This window comes from Rhizobium skierniewicense (genome assembly GCF_014196515.1).
Classification (GTDB): domain Bacteria; phylum Pseudomonadota; class Alphaproteobacteria; order Rhizobiales; family Rhizobiaceae; genus Agrobacterium; species Agrobacterium skierniewicense.
In genome coordinates, this window is sequence record NZ_JACIDV010000005.1 from 103,489 (window position 1) to 117,995 (window position 14,507).

A 14,507-nucleotide genomic window follows, 5' to 3' on the forward strand; every position below is an offset into this window, starting at 1 on the left:
TGGTGCTGTACAATTCTTCGTTCATCCGTGGAGGCGGACTGAAGAAGCGGGAGGAAAGTCTCACAGGACAGATGGTTCGGGTTGCTATTGCCACCCTTGATGTCGTCCATGCGCGCCCCTTCCGCGATCACAACAACAATGCCAAAACGGCATACAAGGAGGGTTCCCTTTGAAGCATTTTCTCATCGCTTCGCTTCTCGCAGGCGCAATCGCACTTCCGGCAGCAGCAGCTGACTACACCATCATCGCCCCGGCAAACCCTGGCGGCGGCTGGGACCAGACGGCGCGTTCGTTGCAGAGCGTGCTGCAGGAAGAAGGCATCTCCAAGCGCGTTCAGGTTCAGAACGTTCCAGGCGCGGGCGGCACCATCGGTCTTGCACAGTTCGCAAGCCAGCAGAGCGGCAACCCGAATGCGTTGATCGTCGGCGGCTACGTGATGGTTGGCGCCATTCTCACCAACAAGGCTCCGGTTACGCTGAAGGACGTCACGCCCATTGCGCGTCTAACCGGTGAGTACGAAGCCATCGTCGTTCCTGCATCGTCGCCCATCGAAAACATCGGACAGCTCATCGAGCAGCTCAAGAAAGATCCGGGCAGCGTATCCTGGGGCGGCGGTTCCGCTGGCGGCACCGACCACATTACGGCTGGCCTGATTGCCAAGGCTGCAGGCGTCGACCCGACCAAGATCAACTACATCGCCTATTCCGGTGGCGGCGAAGCACTCGCTTCCATTCTTGGCGCACAGGTCACCGCCGGCATCTCCAGCTACGGCGAATTCGAAAGCCAGGTTAAATCAGGCACGGTTCGCATTCTGGCGATTTCCAGCGAGCAGAAGCTCGAAGGCATCGATGCGCCCACACTGAAGGAAAGCGGCCTTGATGTCGTCATCCAGAACTGGCGCATGGTTGCAGCTCCTCCAGGCCTGACGCCTGAGCAGGAAAAGGCTGTTGGCGCCGATATCGAAAAGCTGGTGAAGTCTGCCAAGTGGCAGGAAACACTGAAGACCAAGGGCTGGATGGACACCTACCTCGCTGGCGATGCCTTCAAGGCACAGCTTGAAAAAGACACGGCGTCGACCGAAACCATTCTTAAAGACATCGGACTGGTAAAATGAGCCAGGGTTCATCCCCTTCCCAACCCACAAAGCGCCGCCCTGATTGGGCGGCGTTCGCCATCGCCGTGTTTTTGGTGGCCGTTGCAGCCGTCATCTTCTGGGATTCTGCACGGCTTGCCAGCGTCACCGGCTATTCTCCGGTTGGCCCGGCAACCGTTCCTTACGCCATTGGTATCTGTCTTATCGGGCTGGCGATCTGGACGGCGATCGAGGCGTGGCGCAATGAGTTTCCGACCCGTGACAAACAGGAAATGGGACCTGTTTTCTGGGTCATCGCGGGTCTTGCCGCACAGATGCTGCTCCTGAAAATCGCCGGGTTTTCGATCGCGACAGGTCTGCTCTTTGCCCTTACGGCGCGTGCTTTCGGTAAACGCAAGCTCTGGTATTCGATCCCCATCGGCATCGTTTTCAGCTTCGTCATCTGGGTTATCTTTGCGCAACTGCTGCAATTGTCGCTGCCCGCTGGACCCTTGGAACGGCTGTTTTTCTAACGGCCGATCCACCCGATAAACAATGAAGACATGAAGCCTGGGCGCTCCGTATATGGGGCGCAACCGCCGCTTCACCCGACAGGGGGACAACTGTCCATGAGCACTTTTGAATTTCTGCTGCAAGGTATCGCGATTGCGGCGCAACCGATGAACCTTCTCTATGCGCTGATCGGGGTCACGCTCGGCACCGCTGTTGGCGTTCTGCCCGGCATTGGCCCTGCGCTGACCGTCGCGCTCCTGTTGCCGGTCACCTACCAGCTTGATCCTGCGGGATCGCTGATCATGTTTGCTGGAATTTATTACGGCGGCATGTATGGCGGCTCTACCACGTCGATCCTGCTCAACACACCCGGCGAAAGCGCTTCCATCGTCACCGCACTGGAAGGCAACAAAATGGCACGCGCGGGGCGCGGAGGACCGGCCCTGGCAACCGCTGCCATCGGCTCGTTCGTTGCAGGCCTCATCGCCACCATCGCGCTGGCCTTCGTGGCACCTTACATTGTCAAGCTGGCGCTTGTATTTGGACCGCGCGAATATTTCGCGCTGATGGTTCTGGCCTTCGTAACCGTCTCATCCGCCTTCGGTGATTCCGCCCTGCGCGGTCTCACTTCGCTCTTTATCGGCTTCACGCTTGCGATCGTCGGCATCGACCAGTTGACCGGGCAGACACGCATGAGCTTCGGCGTTCCCGACCTGCTGGATGGTGTTGAGGTCACCACGCTTGCCGTTGCCATGTTCGCCATCGGCGAAACGCTGTTCATCGTCGCCCAAGGCCAGAGCGGCGACGAAAAGGTCGAAGCCGTCAAGGGGTCGGTCTGGATGAGCGCGCAGGATTGGGCTCGTTCGTGGAAGCCATGGTTGCGTGGCACGCTGATCGGCTTCCCCATCGGCGCCATGCCGGCGGGCGGCGCTGAAATCGGCACGTTCCTGTCCTATGCCACGGAAAAGAAGCTATCGAAGCACCCGGAAGAATTCGGCCACGGCGCCATCGAGGGTGTTGCCGGTCCGGAAGCCGCCAACAATGCATCGGCTGCCGGTACGCTGGTGCCGCTTTTGACGCTTGGTCTACCGACAACCGCGACAGCTGCGATCATGCTGGCCGGTTTCCAGCAGTTCGGCCTTCAGCCAGGTCCGCTGCTATTCGCAACGAACCCGCAACTCGTCTGGGGCCTGATTGCCAGCCTGTTCATCGCCAATGTGATGCTGCTGGTTCTCAACCTGCCACTGATCGGCCTGTGGGTAAAGCTGCTGACGATTCCCAAGCCTTGGCTCTATGCAGGTATTCTTCTGTTCGCAACGCTCGGTACGATTGGCGCGAACCCATCCGTGTTCGAACTCGGTATGCTGCTCGCCTTTGGTATCCTCGGCTATATTATGCGGATTTTCGGCTACCCGATCGCGCCTGCCGTCGTTGGTCTCATCCTCGGACCTCTTGCCGAACAGCAATTGCGCCGTGCGCTCGCCATCGGTCAGGGAGACCCCTCCGTGCTCTTCACGTCGTGGATTGCGGTCGCCCTGTTTATCGTTGCCGCTGCCGCCTTCCTCATTCCGCTCATCATGCGTATTCGGGGTCGTGGTCAGGTGCTGACGCAGCTTGCCGCCAACGAAGACTGATAAAACAATCCTCCCAAGGACCGGCCCCGCATTCGAAAGGATGCGGGGCTTTTTTATGTCCGGAACGCAAAGGCTACAGGTTGGTTATAATTGTATGACTGAGCTTGAACAGAGGAACACGGGAATGAAGAAAACCGCCGCTCTCTTGTGCGCCGTCGCACTTGCCTCATGCACAACAGCGACATCCCCTATCGAACCCATCCCAGGCAGCATCACCTATGGCGGACAGCCGCGAACAAAGCTCACCAAGTCGCCCGTTGGAAGCACGCTGAGGCACGATTTCAACATGGGAGATGGCCGGCGTGCTTACGAGACCTACCGCATCGCGCCGGACCGCTCCCTCGTCCTGATGAACCGTGTGATCATGAGCGATGTGCCGCCTGACCGGTGAGCGTCACACGAAATGTTTCATACACGGACAGATTTTGGAACGACTGACGCTCCCACTCGTTGCTTTCCCGAACGTCTCAAAACAATAAAGTAACGAGTGGTGTTTCAGGAGAAGAAAATGAGAACCCATAAGACCAGAAACGATTTACCCTCCAATGCAAAAGCAACGGTCATCGGACTCCTGAACGAGGCGCTGGCCTCTGTCATCGACCTGTCACTGGTCACCAAGCAGGCCCACTGGAACCTCAAAGGTCCACAATTCATCGCGATCCACGAGCTTTTGGATACGTTTCGCACATCGCTCGACAAGCACAGCGACACAATCGCCGAGCGCGCTGTACAGCTCGGAGGAACCGCGCTGGGAAGCGTCCAGTCGGTGTCTTCGACCTCGAAACTCAAAGCCTACCCGACAGACATCTTCAAAATTCACGACCATCTGGATGAGCTTATCGAGCGCTACGGCGACGTTGCGAACCTGATCCGTAAATCAATCGATGAAGCTGATGATGCCGGTGATGCCAATACTGCGGATATCTTCACTGCCGCATCGCGCGATCTGGATAAGTCTCTTTGGTTTCTGGAAGCCCACATTCAGGAAAAAGCCTGATACACAGAAAAGCGCCCGGGCAACCGGGCGCTTTAACCACTCATGTTTTTAAACATCAATGACGTCTGAGAACCGCTTTACCGATATCACGCAACATATCATGATCCCAGATACCACGTTGAGCACTTCGGATGAGAACGGCTGCACATTTACTGGCGACTTCGCTGCTGCGGTCTTCAAGGCATTCAAAACAAACGCCATCGAATATGGTCTGCAGATCAGTGACCTGCTGCGGCGACAACTGCGCGCCGACACGTTCAAAAGCCACATAAGACAAGACTTATCCTCCCAAGACATGCCAAATGCTGACGTTCATTTTACTGAACGCTTAAGTTCTACACCGCATCGAATCGGATGTCGAATCTGATTTTAACGAATTATCAATGATTGATTTCGTGAGTTAGCGGAATATGCCTGACCGTTGCCATATTATCATCTCTTGAATAAGACCCGCAGCAGCACAGAAGGAAAATATATATTTTCCTAAAGCGAGAGAACGCCAATGGCCGAGAGAGCCTTTTCAACGCTATGCTGTGAAACGGGCTTGGTTATAAATATCGCTCCGGGTGGCAAGATACCCTCCGCTGGATTGTAACGTCCTGAAATCACCACGACCTTGATATGCGGCCAGCGTCGATGAGCGACATTAGCCAGGCCCAGACCGTTGATTGAACCGGGCATGTCAATATCGGTCAAGATGGCACTGATCGAGTGCTGCCGCTCGAGCAAAGTCACCGCCTGATCAGCCGTCGAGGCCTCATATGCCAGACAACCAAGGTCCGACACCATATCGACAAGGTCGAGGCGTATGAGCCCGTCGTCTTCGACGACGAGAAGGCGTGGTGGCTCTTGCATGATTAATGCTCCCGCTGGAAACTGACCAGCTCTGCCGAAATCCGACAGCTTACGCCACGTGCGTCATACTCGATATCGACGCGGCTATCATCGGCCCCGGCAAGGCCTGCCTTGATCAAACGGGAACCGGACCCTTCCTTCTCGGGCGCGACGACCGCAGGGCCTCCCCTTTCCGTCCAGACAAGTTCAAACCGTTCCGGATGATGCTCAATGACGTCCCAATGGATATCCACTTTACCGTCCGGCGATGACAAAGCCCCGTATTTGATCGCGTTGGTCGCCAGCTCATGCAGAATGAGTGATAGGGAGAGAGACGGGCGCGAGCCGACACGTAATTTCGGTCCCGACACAAAAATCCTTGGCGCCATCGGATCGTCGTGCAGTTCCACCATCTGGTTGACAAGCTTGTGGACCTCGGATGTTCCAATTCCGCCCAGAATAACGGTATCATGCGCTGCGCTCAATACGCCGATACGGTCCGAGAGCGTGCGCCTGGCGGATGCAATATCCTTGGCCGTTCTTAGTGTTTGCGACGCGATCGCCTGCACCATGGCAAGTTGGTTTTTCAGACGATGACCCAACTCATGGGATATCAACTCCCGGTGCTTCTGCTCTGCAAGACGCTCCGTCACATCCTGGGCTTGAACGAGAATACCGATGATTTCTCCACAGGACGACCGCATAGCCTGATAGACAAGATCGATCATACGTTTTTGCCGCTCGCCGGACGGCCCGCGATTCAGCTCGACCGGCACGGCACGCGCTGAAAAAGGCTCCCCCGTGCGGTAGACCGTATCAAGCAGATCGATAAAGCCCTGCCGAACAACCTCGGAAACAGCCTCCGCCACGGGCTTTCCAATGATATCGCGGCCAACGCCGATCATCGAGTAATATTCCTCGTTTGCAAATTCGAACACGTGCGTCGGGCCATTCAGCATCGCGATGCCCGCAGGCGACATTTCGAAGATCTGAAGCAACTTCTCCTGCTGACTCTTCTGTTCTCGCCGAAGCATGATTTCGTTGGTGATTTCAGAGCATGCGCAGAACATGCCCAACACCACACCATCACGGTCGCGGACAGGGGTATATGAGAAAGAGAAATGCGTTTCCTCCGGATAGCCCTTGCGATGCATGATAAATTCGATGTCATCCATCGAAGTCCCCTGCCCGGCATAGGCCGCCGATATGATCGGCTCTACCCCATCCCAGATATCGAACCAAAGATCCTTGAAGGGATGCCCAAAAGCAGCCGGGTGACGATTGCCGCACATCTCTGCGTAGCCATCATTGTAAAGTGTGATCTGCTTTGGTCCCCACACCATCAACATGGGCTGGAGCGACCCGAGCATCACGTTGACGAGCGTCTGCAATTCAACGGGCCATTCATCCGGCAATCCCAACGGACTTTGCTCCCAAGCAAAATCCCGGAATAGATCTCCGCATTCGCCACCGCCGATGAATTTCAAAGTCGTCCCCACACGTACCACACCTGAGCGTTACAATTCCGGGTGTCGGATTTCGTTCCAAAAAACGACAGGCTTTCCGTCGCATGTAAAAATTTGCGTTAATCCCTTGGAGCGCAAGCGCTTCGGCGATTATCAGCGGAAGATCGGATGACGTATCCGACGTTGAGATCAGCGCCGCAAACATCATGCATCAACGCGTAAGGCATAAGTCGATTTTTTAAGTTGCCGTGCGGTGCTTAGCAAACGCGCGATCGAATTATCCTCAAGATTATCATCTCCTCCTTGTCAATGTTGTCGATATCTAGAATCGCTGTCGTTCCCAAACGCAGATGTCCTTTCCAGAACACATGATGTGGCAACGCCGCGCTTATTAATTTTATGTAACTAATATGGAACGAAAGACTGGAGTGGCGGTTAGATCATCACGGAGCCGCAGAGACTGGCCCGCATGAGAGGAAACCACCATGAAGAAGATCATTGTTGCGGCAGCGCTGCTCGGCGCGTCCGCTCTTTCCGCTATGGCCCAGACGACACCAGCACCGACCGCTGACGGCAGCACCCCCGCAGTCGCCACGCCGGGTGCAAACAATGCACCCGCTCCTGTGGAAGGCGCCAACAGCTTCACGGAAGAACAGGCCAAGACACGCATGGAAGAAACCGGCGTAACGGGCGTCAAAGACCTCATGAAGAACGACAAGGGCATCTGGATGGCATCGGGCATGAAGGACGGCAAGACCGTCTCTGTCGCTCTGGACTACCAGGGTAACGTCGTCGCCAAGTAAGCCAACACAATTTGAGGATGAATCCATGAAAACTGTTACCGGACTATTCGATGACCACTCCGATGCGCGCGCTGCGGTGAACGCCCTTGAGGCACATGGTGTCCCGTCGGGCGACATCAGCATTGTTTCGAACAATCACAACACAGATGGCCATCACCATGGCGATGTTGATGGTGAATCCAAAGCAGCCGAAGGCGCGGGCACTGGTGCTGGTATTGGCGCAGTCGTCGGTGGCGCAGGCGGCCTGCTGACAGGTCTCGGCATTATGGCGATCCCGGGCGTTGGCCCCGTCGTCGCAGCAGGCTGGCTCGCAGCAACGGCCGCTGGCGTTGTCGCAGGCGCGGTAACTGGTGGTGCAGCAGGCGGTATCGTCGGCGCGCTCACGGGCTCCGGCGTCTCCGAGGAAGATGCACATGTGTATGCCGAAGGCGTCCGCCGGGGCGGCACGATTGTGACGGCTCGTGTCGATGAAGCAATGGTTCCAGAAGCAGAAGCGATCCTGCAGCGATCCAACTGGGTCGACCCAACCGAACGCAGAACAGCTTACAATCAGGAGGGCTGGAAGCAGTTCGACGACACGCTCGATCCGTACAATGCCGACCAGATCGCCAAGGAACGCGACCGTTACCGCCGCCCAGGCCTTTAAGTTTCAACTGGATGTTCAGGCGCGCCTGATGCCAAGGCTGACACATCCGAACAGCAAAAGAGAAATAAGGGCCGCCCGCAAAGGTGGCCCTTTGCTTTGCGTGAGATTTTCGCTGGAACGGCAAAATAAGCCTGAACACAGAAAGCGGATATCACGGCCCTTTGTGGCGGCGGGAACATTCACACATGTGAGGAAGATTTCCCTGAAAGTGTCCCCGGCAGAACAAGGCGCCCGGATTCAGGAGACGCCTTACCAAACGAAATATAGGTGGAAACGGACGTATCTCCACAGCGCTGAGCCGACGACGCAGACTGATCAAACGTGCAGCGCGCTTCCTTTACCTGCAACGCACCGCATTCGGCGGCAAAGTTGACCGTCAGAGTTTCGGTGTTTCCATGCAATGTGCACGGTTCAATCTGATGAAGATAGGACCACAGCTAGAAGCCATTCACGAGCGAATGACCGGCGTCGTCATCGAACAGCTCCAGTGGTGCCAGTTTATCGAGCGGTATGACCGGCCTGGCATGCTATTTTATCTTGATCCGCCCTACTGGGGAAACGAGCGCGACTATGGTTATGGTATCTTAGGTCGGGCAGACTTCGCGGAGATGGCCAAGGTTCTGAGTGCTCTTAAAGGGCACGTCATCCCGTCCTTAAACGCCGTTCCAGGCGTCTTCGAAACCTTCTCGGCCTTTAGAACGGAGGAGGTCGATTGTACCTATTCAGTGGCTGGTGGAACCAATAGTAAAGTGGTGCGTGAAGTGATTATATCCAACACACGAAGCTAATCGAAAAGGGGTGGACAGATGACAGAAGACAGTAACAAAGCATCAAAACAGCTAAAAACGTGCTTTGTCGTCGGGCCAATAGGTGCCAGTTCCACCCCAACTCGCACGCACGCAGATTGGCTGCTTAATGGAATAATCAAGCCAACCTTTTCTGACCACTTCAGTGATTTTGAGGTCATCCGTTCAGACACTATCTCGTCCCCTGGTATGATCGACACTCAAATGATCACTCATCTGCTGGAAGCAGAGTTGGTGATCGTAGATATGAGCCTTTTGAACGCTAACGCATTTTATGAAATGGGTATTCGACATATGGTCGCAAAACCCGTGATCCATATGTTCCTAGAGGGAACAGAGATTCCTTTTGATGTGAAGCCTTACAGAGCCATCCCTTTTCAGCTTCAAGAGCATTTTCACTTATTTGATGCACAGAAGCGTTTGGCAAGCGCTGTCAGTTACGCGGTCGGGCTGGACTACGTCTCAGAAAACCCTGTCACGAAGGCTAAGGGCTTCCAGCAATTTGAGCAAGCCGCCACGCCAGCTGACAGACTAATGCTGCACGAGATGGAGGCTTAAGGCAAGAACTGAACATACTCAAACGCTCACTAGAACACGGAAATCGCCCAAACTTAAAAAGCATTTCGGGACATCAGCAAAGGCTGAAGTTTGATGACGATTTCGCAGATATCCTTGGTCGTTCCCCAATCTCGGTCGTCCAAATTGACGGCTACACCACAGAGATTTCACCCAAACAGATCAACCAGGTCCGAGGTTTAATAGACGGTATCGTCCACCAAGCTCAATGGGTGATTGGTGAAAATGGCCTGACTGTTTTACTCGAAAGCGAAACCGAAGAGAATATTACTCGCGTCATTTCTGCGCTGCGAGGTGCCGGAGTTACAAATATAAAGGTACATGGCCAATGAGCCCTGAACATCTTGAATTAGATTGTGGATGGACCAATCCTCCGCAGCCGGTAACGGAGTGGTCAGCCTGGATGCGGCGTATGCGTGGCGAACTCTTAAAGATGCCCACTTCAAGGGGGTTTAAAAGGTCGCTTAAATCGAGTTTGACAGGGCGGTTGCAAAACTCAAAATTTGCAAAACGTGCTGTCAAATTTGCAAAACCGCGCTACAGGGTACAACCGAACACTGGTTGGGTTGGCACAGCGCGAATAGCGACCCAGAAGTGCGAAGAGTAATGGGACCGGTGCAAGGAAACAATGCGCCCTAAGAAAGCCTGACGAGGAAATCAGAAACACGAGAAATTCCGGTTTCTCGTGTCAAAATTCCGAAACCGCGGTACAAGGGTACAACACGAGAAATTCCGAAACGCCGTTACAGGGCACAACAGGCTCGATTTAAGAATTTTTGGTAGCGGGAGAGGGACTTGAACCCCCGACACGCGGATTATGATTCCGCTGCTCTAACCACCTGAGCTACCCCGCCACAGAGGAACGTGACAGTTGCGTTACTGTCGGTCCCTAAGGATGAGCGGCTTATAAGGTGCCGCTCCCTTGAGTGTCAAGCGCAAGATGCGCAAAAACGTCGCTTTATGTCTTGTGACAAAAACATCAGCGACTTCAGGCTGCAACCTTGTTCTGGAGCAGGGCTTTCAGTGCTGCTTCTGCGTCCGCGGAGCGTTCCGAACGCTCGATGAAGCCACCGCCGTAGACCCGCGCATCGGCGCCGGGGGCCGAGTAGAGAACGCAGGCTTGTCCCGGTGCCACACCCGCCTCGCCGACTGCAAGATCCACATAGATACCCCTGTCGTCGGCATACAGCACGGCCTCGCCCGGCGGACGTGTGGAGCGGACCTTTGCGAAGCAGGAAAAGCCTCCGATGGCGTCGTCCAGAAGTGCGTTGTCTCCCAGCCAGTTCATGTCCCGCAAATAGACGCGGTGGGTTTCCAGCGCCTCGCGCGGACCGACGATAACGCGGCGGCCACGGGCGTCCAGATGCACCACATAAAGCGGCTCGCCGGTGGCGACGCCAATGCCGCGACGCTGTCCAATCGTATAGTGTACGATACCATCGTGACGACCCAGCACACGACCGTCGAGATGGACGATATCACCCACCAGCGCCGCGTTTGGTTTCAGCTTGTTGATGATATCGGTATATTTGCCCTGCGGCACAAAACAGATGTCCTGGCTATCGGCCTTCTGGGCGACGACCAACCCCATCTCTTCCGCGAGCTCACGCGTTTCTGCTTTGGAGAGCCCCCCCAACGGAAAGCGCAGATAATCGATCTGCTCCTGCGTGGTGGCAAACAGGAACCAGCTTTGGTCACGGTCGCTATCGATGGGGCGATAGAGCGCACGGCGGTTCGGGTGGCCGGGGACGGGATTGAGCCGCGATCGAATGTAGTGGCCGGTCGCTAGCGCATCCGCTCCGAGTTCCTGCGCAGTTGCCAGAAGATCAGCGAATTTGACCGTCTGGTTACAGGCCACACACGGCACAGGCGTTTCACCCATGGCATAGGCTTCAGCAAAGGGGTTGATCACAGTTTCGCGAAAGCGGGCTTCGTAATCGAGCACGTAATGAGGAATGCCCAGCGTCTCACAGACGCGACGGGCGTCATCGATGTCCTGTCCAGCACAGCAGGAGCCAGCGCGGTGAACGGCTGCACCGTGGTCATACAGTTGAAGCGTTATGCCGAGGACATCGTAGCCTTCGCGCTTCAGGATGCCGGCCACCACCGAGGAATCGACCCCACCGGACATGGCGACGACAATACGGGTGTCTTCCGGCTTCTTATCAAAGTCGAGCGTATTCACGTGTTTTCCAATCGTCAGTCATACCGGGGTTCAAGGCCCCGCCGCCTGTCGTGTCTGGTCCACCGATGAAGGATCACGCGATCCACACGGGCGTCAGCCAGATTTTTCTGGCCTGCATATAGAAAAAATTGAGCGAAGACGCAAGTAGAGGGCGGCATGGCCGCCCCCAGGGCTTAGAAACTCGGGTAATCGTGCTTTAAGCGCCAGCTGTTTTCTGGCCACTGCCAATCCACTTGTCCCGCTCGCGCCACAGGGCAGGAAGAGCCAGCATCGCCACGCCAACCAGCGCAATGATGGTCTTTTCGAATTGCGTAAGCTCCGCGGTACGACCGTCGAGATAGTAGATGCCGTAGACAATCGCGACATGCCAGACGTAGACCTGAAGCGAGTGGCGGCCCAGCAGCTGCAGGAATTTCAGTGACAAAACCCAGATCACAGCGCCGGCAGCCCTCTGAACCAGAGGGTTGTGGTGCTTGGGGCCAGCGATCAGCAACCACGTCAGACCAACAGCCACAGCCAGGAAGTTGATCAGGTAAACGGGACCGAAGTCAGCCCGGATTTCCATGGTGGAGAACTTGCCCAGCATGAATTCGGGCATCAGGTTCCATGCCGTTGCAATGCGCAGCGGGACAAAAAACAGGCAGACAAGGAGGGCAGCCTTCGGGATCCAGCTGCGTTGGGGCGAAAAGATCTTCGTCCAAGCGATCTTGTTCTGCGCTGTCATCGCACCCAAAACCAGACCGGAGTAGAACACCAGCTGCCAACCGAACAGGTTGAAGCTGACGCGAATGCCCTGCTCGTCAGCACCCTTGACAAGCTCGTTGACAGGCGCCGTGAACAGCTGCTGCAAGCCGAGTTGACCAGCCATCCACACCAGCAATGAACCGGCGATGACATAGGCCCACTTCCCATCGAGGCAAAGCTTCACCAACAGCGGAGCGAAGATCATGTAGACGATGTATTGTGGGAGAATGTCCATAAAAGTCGGCTGGAACAGGAAGGTGGCAATTGCTGCGAGGCGCAGCGGATCGTCGAACGACGTCATGCCCAGCCAATTGTACCAGATATAAGGCGCATGCGGGATTATCATGCGGACAAACATCACCGCGATCACAAGGCCCATCGCGTACTTGTAGAGCTCGAGTGCGCGTGCCCAGATGAGGTCGCGACCCTGCTCATATCCGTATTTCATCATCTTGCGGGCATAAACCATACCGATCAGCAGACCGGACAGGAACACGAAGCCCTGAGCGTCTTCAACGAAGGCAAGCTGTCTATGGTTGATTTCCATCAGCCATAGACCACCCGCAAAGACGAGGTGGTTGATGAGCATAAAGACGAGGAAATACCCGCGCATTCCGTCGATCAGGTCGAAGCGTTTCATCTTGCTTGCTCTCCATACTCGCAGGAACCTAACGAGCTAAGGTTGCCTGATCCGGTTGATGGGATGGTTCTTGGGGTACCATCCGAACGTGGATCGTGAACGCCGTTTTAGAGCTACGGTTCCGCTGAAAAAAGCGTTTTGCTGCTCGCGTCAGTTTCACATTGCTGTGTCCCGGCTCTGGTTAGAGGGAGACGACTGAACGCTGGATGAACAGAAAAAGGCATTTGCGTGGAAAGATCGTGTGCAACAGAAACAAACACTTGATGGCCGAGAAGGCGCTTTTACCTACCCCGCAAGGCATCTGAAAAACAAAAGGCCGGTCCAGAACACGTCCTGCACCGGCCACAATTCCCGCGAGATTTATTTCAAGCGATCAAGCGGCTTCCTGAATGGCCGCCACCTGCCATTCCGCCTTGCCGTTGCGAACGAACGTCCACATCTCGACTGATTCTTCCGGCTCGTGTTCATTGCCCTGAACGATCTTGCCGGTATTGCGATCGCGCATGACGTCGATGGCGGAATACCGCATGGCCACCGTCGCGTAATCCTTGCCCTCTTCGTGCCAGGCTTCGGCAACGTCACCCTGCAGCAGCGTCACATCGCGAACGTCGTTCTTAACGCCGCTGGTCGCGTTATCGCTCAGCTCTTCGGCCAGATAGGACATCGCCTCCGGCGTGGTCAGCTTGCGAAGCGTGCCATAGTCCTCGGCGGCATAGGCCGATTGCACGTCTTGCAACGTTTTCTGGAACGTTTCGAGGTCTACCGGCGTCACGCCAATCTCGTCACCCTGCGAGACCGCATTTTCATGCGGCGTCCCCCGGGGCGCGACGGTGGCTGCCGCAGCTCCTGCAACAGCACCGGCCTTGGAGCCCATCTGCGGAATCTTGAACCCGCCGGTCGAGCCCTGATTGGTCTGCGGGGCAGAATAATCATGACGCGACGACGCGTTGCCGGGTGCACCACCAAACGCTGGCTGACCCTTGCGGCGCGATGCGAAGAAACGCATCGCCAGCATGATCAGACCGCCGATCAGCAAACCCTGAAGCAACATGCCGAAGAAACCTGCCATGCCACCGAAGCCGCCGCCCATGAGCATGCCGAACAGGCCACCCATCAGCAAACCACCCATAAGACCGCCCATCATGCCACCGAACATACCGCGGCTCTGTTGCGGTGCCTGCGCGCCCGGACGTGCCGGCTGAGCAGCGCCCGGTTGGGTCGCCTGATTGGTGTTGGGCGTCATGCTGCGATTGATCGGAGCAGCCTGACCAGGAGCGGTGTTGGTTGTCGGCGGCGCAGAAAAGGTGCGCGTCCCACGGCTGCCAAATCCGCCACTCGCACGTCTGGCCTCAGCCATATCAACGGCAATGAATGAAACGGCAATCCCCAGCGCGGCAACCGCAAAAACACCCCTAAAGCGCCTGATGGCAGCAAACATCGTCATCTCCTGTTATGCCACCCTCCCATCGAGCGGCTCGTTATCGTCGATATAGCAACTATGGATCATCATTTTTAGGGACATGGCATAAAATTTTTCGTGATATGCAACCATAGATAAATGTTTGACCATAAACACAAAAAACCCGACACA

15 protein-coding genes and 1 tRNA gene are annotated in these 14,507 nt (G+C 55.8%); 9 read left to right on the plus strand and 7 right to left on the minus strand.

The window, feature by feature from the left end:
- Positions 1–169: 169 nt before the first annotated feature.
- From GGQ73_RS09505 to dps, 5 genes are all read left to right on the plus strand, one after another.
- On the plus strand, positions 170–1,114 hold the full coding sequence (locus GGQ73_RS09505) for a Bug family tripartite tricarboxylate transporter substrate binding protein (protein ID WP_183895839.1): 945 nt from the start codon (positions 170–172) through the stop codon (positions 1,112–1,114).
- The gene (locus GGQ73_RS09510) at positions 1,111–1,605 is read left to right on the plus strand and encodes a tripartite tricarboxylate transporter TctB family protein (protein WP_183895841.1); all 495 of its coding nucleotides are present in this window, start codon (positions 1,111–1,113) and stop codon (positions 1,603–1,605) included. Before GGQ73_RS09505 ends, GGQ73_RS09510 begins: the two co-directional genes overlap by 4 nt.
- Before the next feature lie 96 nt (positions 1,606–1,701).
- Positions 1,702–3,219 (plus strand): tripartite tricarboxylate transporter permease, encoded by a 1,518-nt coding sequence (locus GGQ73_RS09515; protein WP_174153834.1) that lies wholly within the window; start codon positions 1,702–1,704, stop codon positions 3,217–3,219.
- Positions 3,220–3,343: 124 nt separating this feature from the next.
- Positions 3,344–3,610: a hypothetical protein gene (locus GGQ73_RS09520; protein WP_183895843.1), complete on the plus strand. Its 267-nt coding sequence runs from the start codon at positions 3,344–3,346 to the stop codon at positions 3,608–3,610.
- A 117-nt stretch (positions 3,611–3,727) separates the two neighbouring features.
- A complete protein-coding gene (dps, locus tag GGQ73_RS09525; RefSeq protein ID WP_174153836.1) occupies positions 3,728–4,216 on the plus strand; it encodes a DNA starvation/stationary phase protection protein Dps in 489 nt (162 codons plus the stop codon).
- 55 nt (positions 4,217–4,271) lie between these two features.
- Here the strand turns inward: dps and GGQ73_RS09530 are convergent, their stop codons facing one another.
- The 3 genes from GGQ73_RS09530 to GGQ73_RS09540 all read right to left on the minus strand — a co-directional run bounded on the left by GGQ73_RS09530 (position 4,272) and on the right by GGQ73_RS09540 (position 6,537).
- Positions 4,272–4,484, minus strand: a complete 213-nt coding sequence (locus GGQ73_RS09530) for a hypothetical protein (protein WP_252094088.1) — start codon at positions 4,482–4,484, stop codon at positions 4,272–4,274.
- 215 nt (positions 4,485–4,699) lie between these two features.
- Positions 4,700–5,071 (minus strand): response regulator, encoded by a 372-nt coding sequence (locus tag GGQ73_RS09535; protein WP_174153838.1) that lies wholly within the window; start codon positions 5,069–5,071, stop codon positions 4,700–4,702.
- Positions 5,072–5,073: 2 nt separating this feature from the next.
- A complete protein-coding gene (locus GGQ73_RS09540; RefSeq protein ID WP_183895845.1) occupies positions 5,074–6,537 on the minus strand; it encodes a sensor histidine kinase in 1,464 nt (487 codons plus the stop codon).
- Between the two features lie 464 nt (positions 6,538–7,001).
- Here GGQ73_RS09540 and GGQ73_RS09545 point away from each other — a divergent pair, with 464 nt between their 5' ends.
- The 4 genes from GGQ73_RS09545 to GGQ73_RS09560 all read left to right on the plus strand — a co-directional run bounded on the left by GGQ73_RS09545 (position 7,002) and on the right by GGQ73_RS09560 (position 9,329).
- A complete protein-coding gene (locus GGQ73_RS09545; RefSeq protein WP_174153840.1) occupies positions 7,002–7,319 on the plus strand; it encodes a PepSY domain-containing protein in 318 nt (105 codons plus the stop codon).
- Between the two features lie 25 nt (positions 7,320–7,344).
- The gene (locus GGQ73_RS09550; RefSeq protein WP_183895847.1) at positions 7,345–7,965 is read left to right on the plus strand and encodes a hypothetical protein; all 621 of its coding nucleotides are present in this window, start codon (positions 7,345–7,347) and stop codon (positions 7,963–7,965) included.
- A gap of 341 nt (positions 7,966–8,306) precedes the next feature.
- Positions 8,307–8,753 carry a DNA adenine methylase gene (locus GGQ73_RS09555; protein WP_234910941.1) on the plus strand — a complete coding sequence of 149 codons (447 nt, stop codon included), beginning with the start codon at positions 8,307–8,309 and terminating at the stop codon, positions 8,751–8,753.
- 18 nt (positions 8,754–8,771) lie between these two features.
- Positions 8,772–9,329, plus strand: coding sequence for a hypothetical protein (locus tag GGQ73_RS09560; protein ID WP_183895849.1), 558 nt, complete (start codon positions 8,772–8,774; stop codon positions 9,327–9,329).
- 795 nt (positions 9,330–10,124) lie between these two features.
- On the opposite strand, the gene GGQ73_RS09565 is transcribed toward GGQ73_RS09560, so the two are convergent.
- From GGQ73_RS09565 to GGQ73_RS09580, 4 genes are all read right to left on the minus strand, one after another.
- Positions 10,125–10,201 (minus strand) — tRNA-Met (locus tag GGQ73_RS09565).
- 134 nt (positions 10,202–10,335) lie between these two features.
- Positions 10,336–11,532: a tRNA 2-thiouridine(34) synthase MnmA gene (gene mnmA / locus GGQ73_RS09570; protein WP_183895851.1), complete on the minus strand. Its 1,197-nt coding sequence runs from the start codon at positions 11,530–11,532 to the stop codon at positions 10,336–10,338.
- A 196-nt stretch (positions 11,533–11,728) separates the two neighbouring features.
- Positions 11,729–12,916 carry an OpgC family protein gene (locus GGQ73_RS09575; RefSeq protein ID WP_183895853.1) on the minus strand — a complete coding sequence of 396 codons (1,188 nt, stop codon included), beginning with the start codon at positions 12,914–12,916 and terminating at the stop codon, positions 11,729–11,731.
- Between the two features lie 373 nt (positions 12,917–13,289).
- Complete coding sequence (locus GGQ73_RS09580) at positions 13,290–14,354, minus strand: Tim44 domain-containing protein (protein WP_174153845.1); 1,065 nt, start codon at positions 14,352–14,354, stop codon at positions 13,290–13,292.
- Positions 14,355–14,507: the final 153 nt, after the last annotated feature.

Bases quoted from the DNA above. Each gene is read 5' to 3' on its own strand.
- GGQ73_RS09575 (WP_183895853.1), bottom strand. From the start codon at position 12,916: ATGAAACGCTTCGACCTGATCGACGGAATGCGCGGGTATTTCCTCGTC.
- GGQ73_RS09520 (WP_183895843.1), top strand. From the start codon at position 3,344: ATGAAGAAAACCGCCGCTCTCTTGTGCGCCGTCGCACTTGCCTCATGC.
- dps (WP_174153836.1), top strand. From the start codon at position 3,728: ATGAGAACCCATAAGACCAGAAACGATTTACCCTCCAATGCAAAAGCA.
- GGQ73_RS09535 (WP_174153838.1), bottom strand. From the start codon at position 5,071: ATGCAAGAGCCACCACGCCTTCTCGTCGTCGAAGACGACGGGCTCATA.
- GGQ73_RS09560 (WP_183895849.1), top strand. From the start codon at position 8,772: ATGACAGAAGACAGTAACAAAGCATCAAAACAGCTAAAAACGTGCTTT.
- GGQ73_RS09510 (WP_183895841.1), top strand. From the start codon at position 1,111: ATGAGCCAGGGTTCATCCCCTTCCCAACCCACAAAGCGCCGCCCTGAT.
- GGQ73_RS09545 (WP_174153840.1), top strand. From the start codon at position 7,002: ATGAAGAAGATCATTGTTGCGGCAGCGCTGCTCGGCGCGTCCGCTCTT.
- GGQ73_RS09580 (WP_174153845.1), bottom strand. From the start codon at position 14,354: ATGTTTGCTGCCATCAGGCGCTTTAGGGGTGTTTTTGCGGTTGCCGCG.
- GGQ73_RS09515 (WP_174153834.1), top strand. From the start codon at position 1,702: ATGAGCACTTTTGAATTTCTGCTGCAAGGTATCGCGATTGCGGCGCAA.
- GGQ73_RS09550 (WP_183895847.1), top strand. From the start codon at position 7,345: ATGAAAACTGTTACCGGACTATTCGATGACCACTCCGATGCGCGCGCT.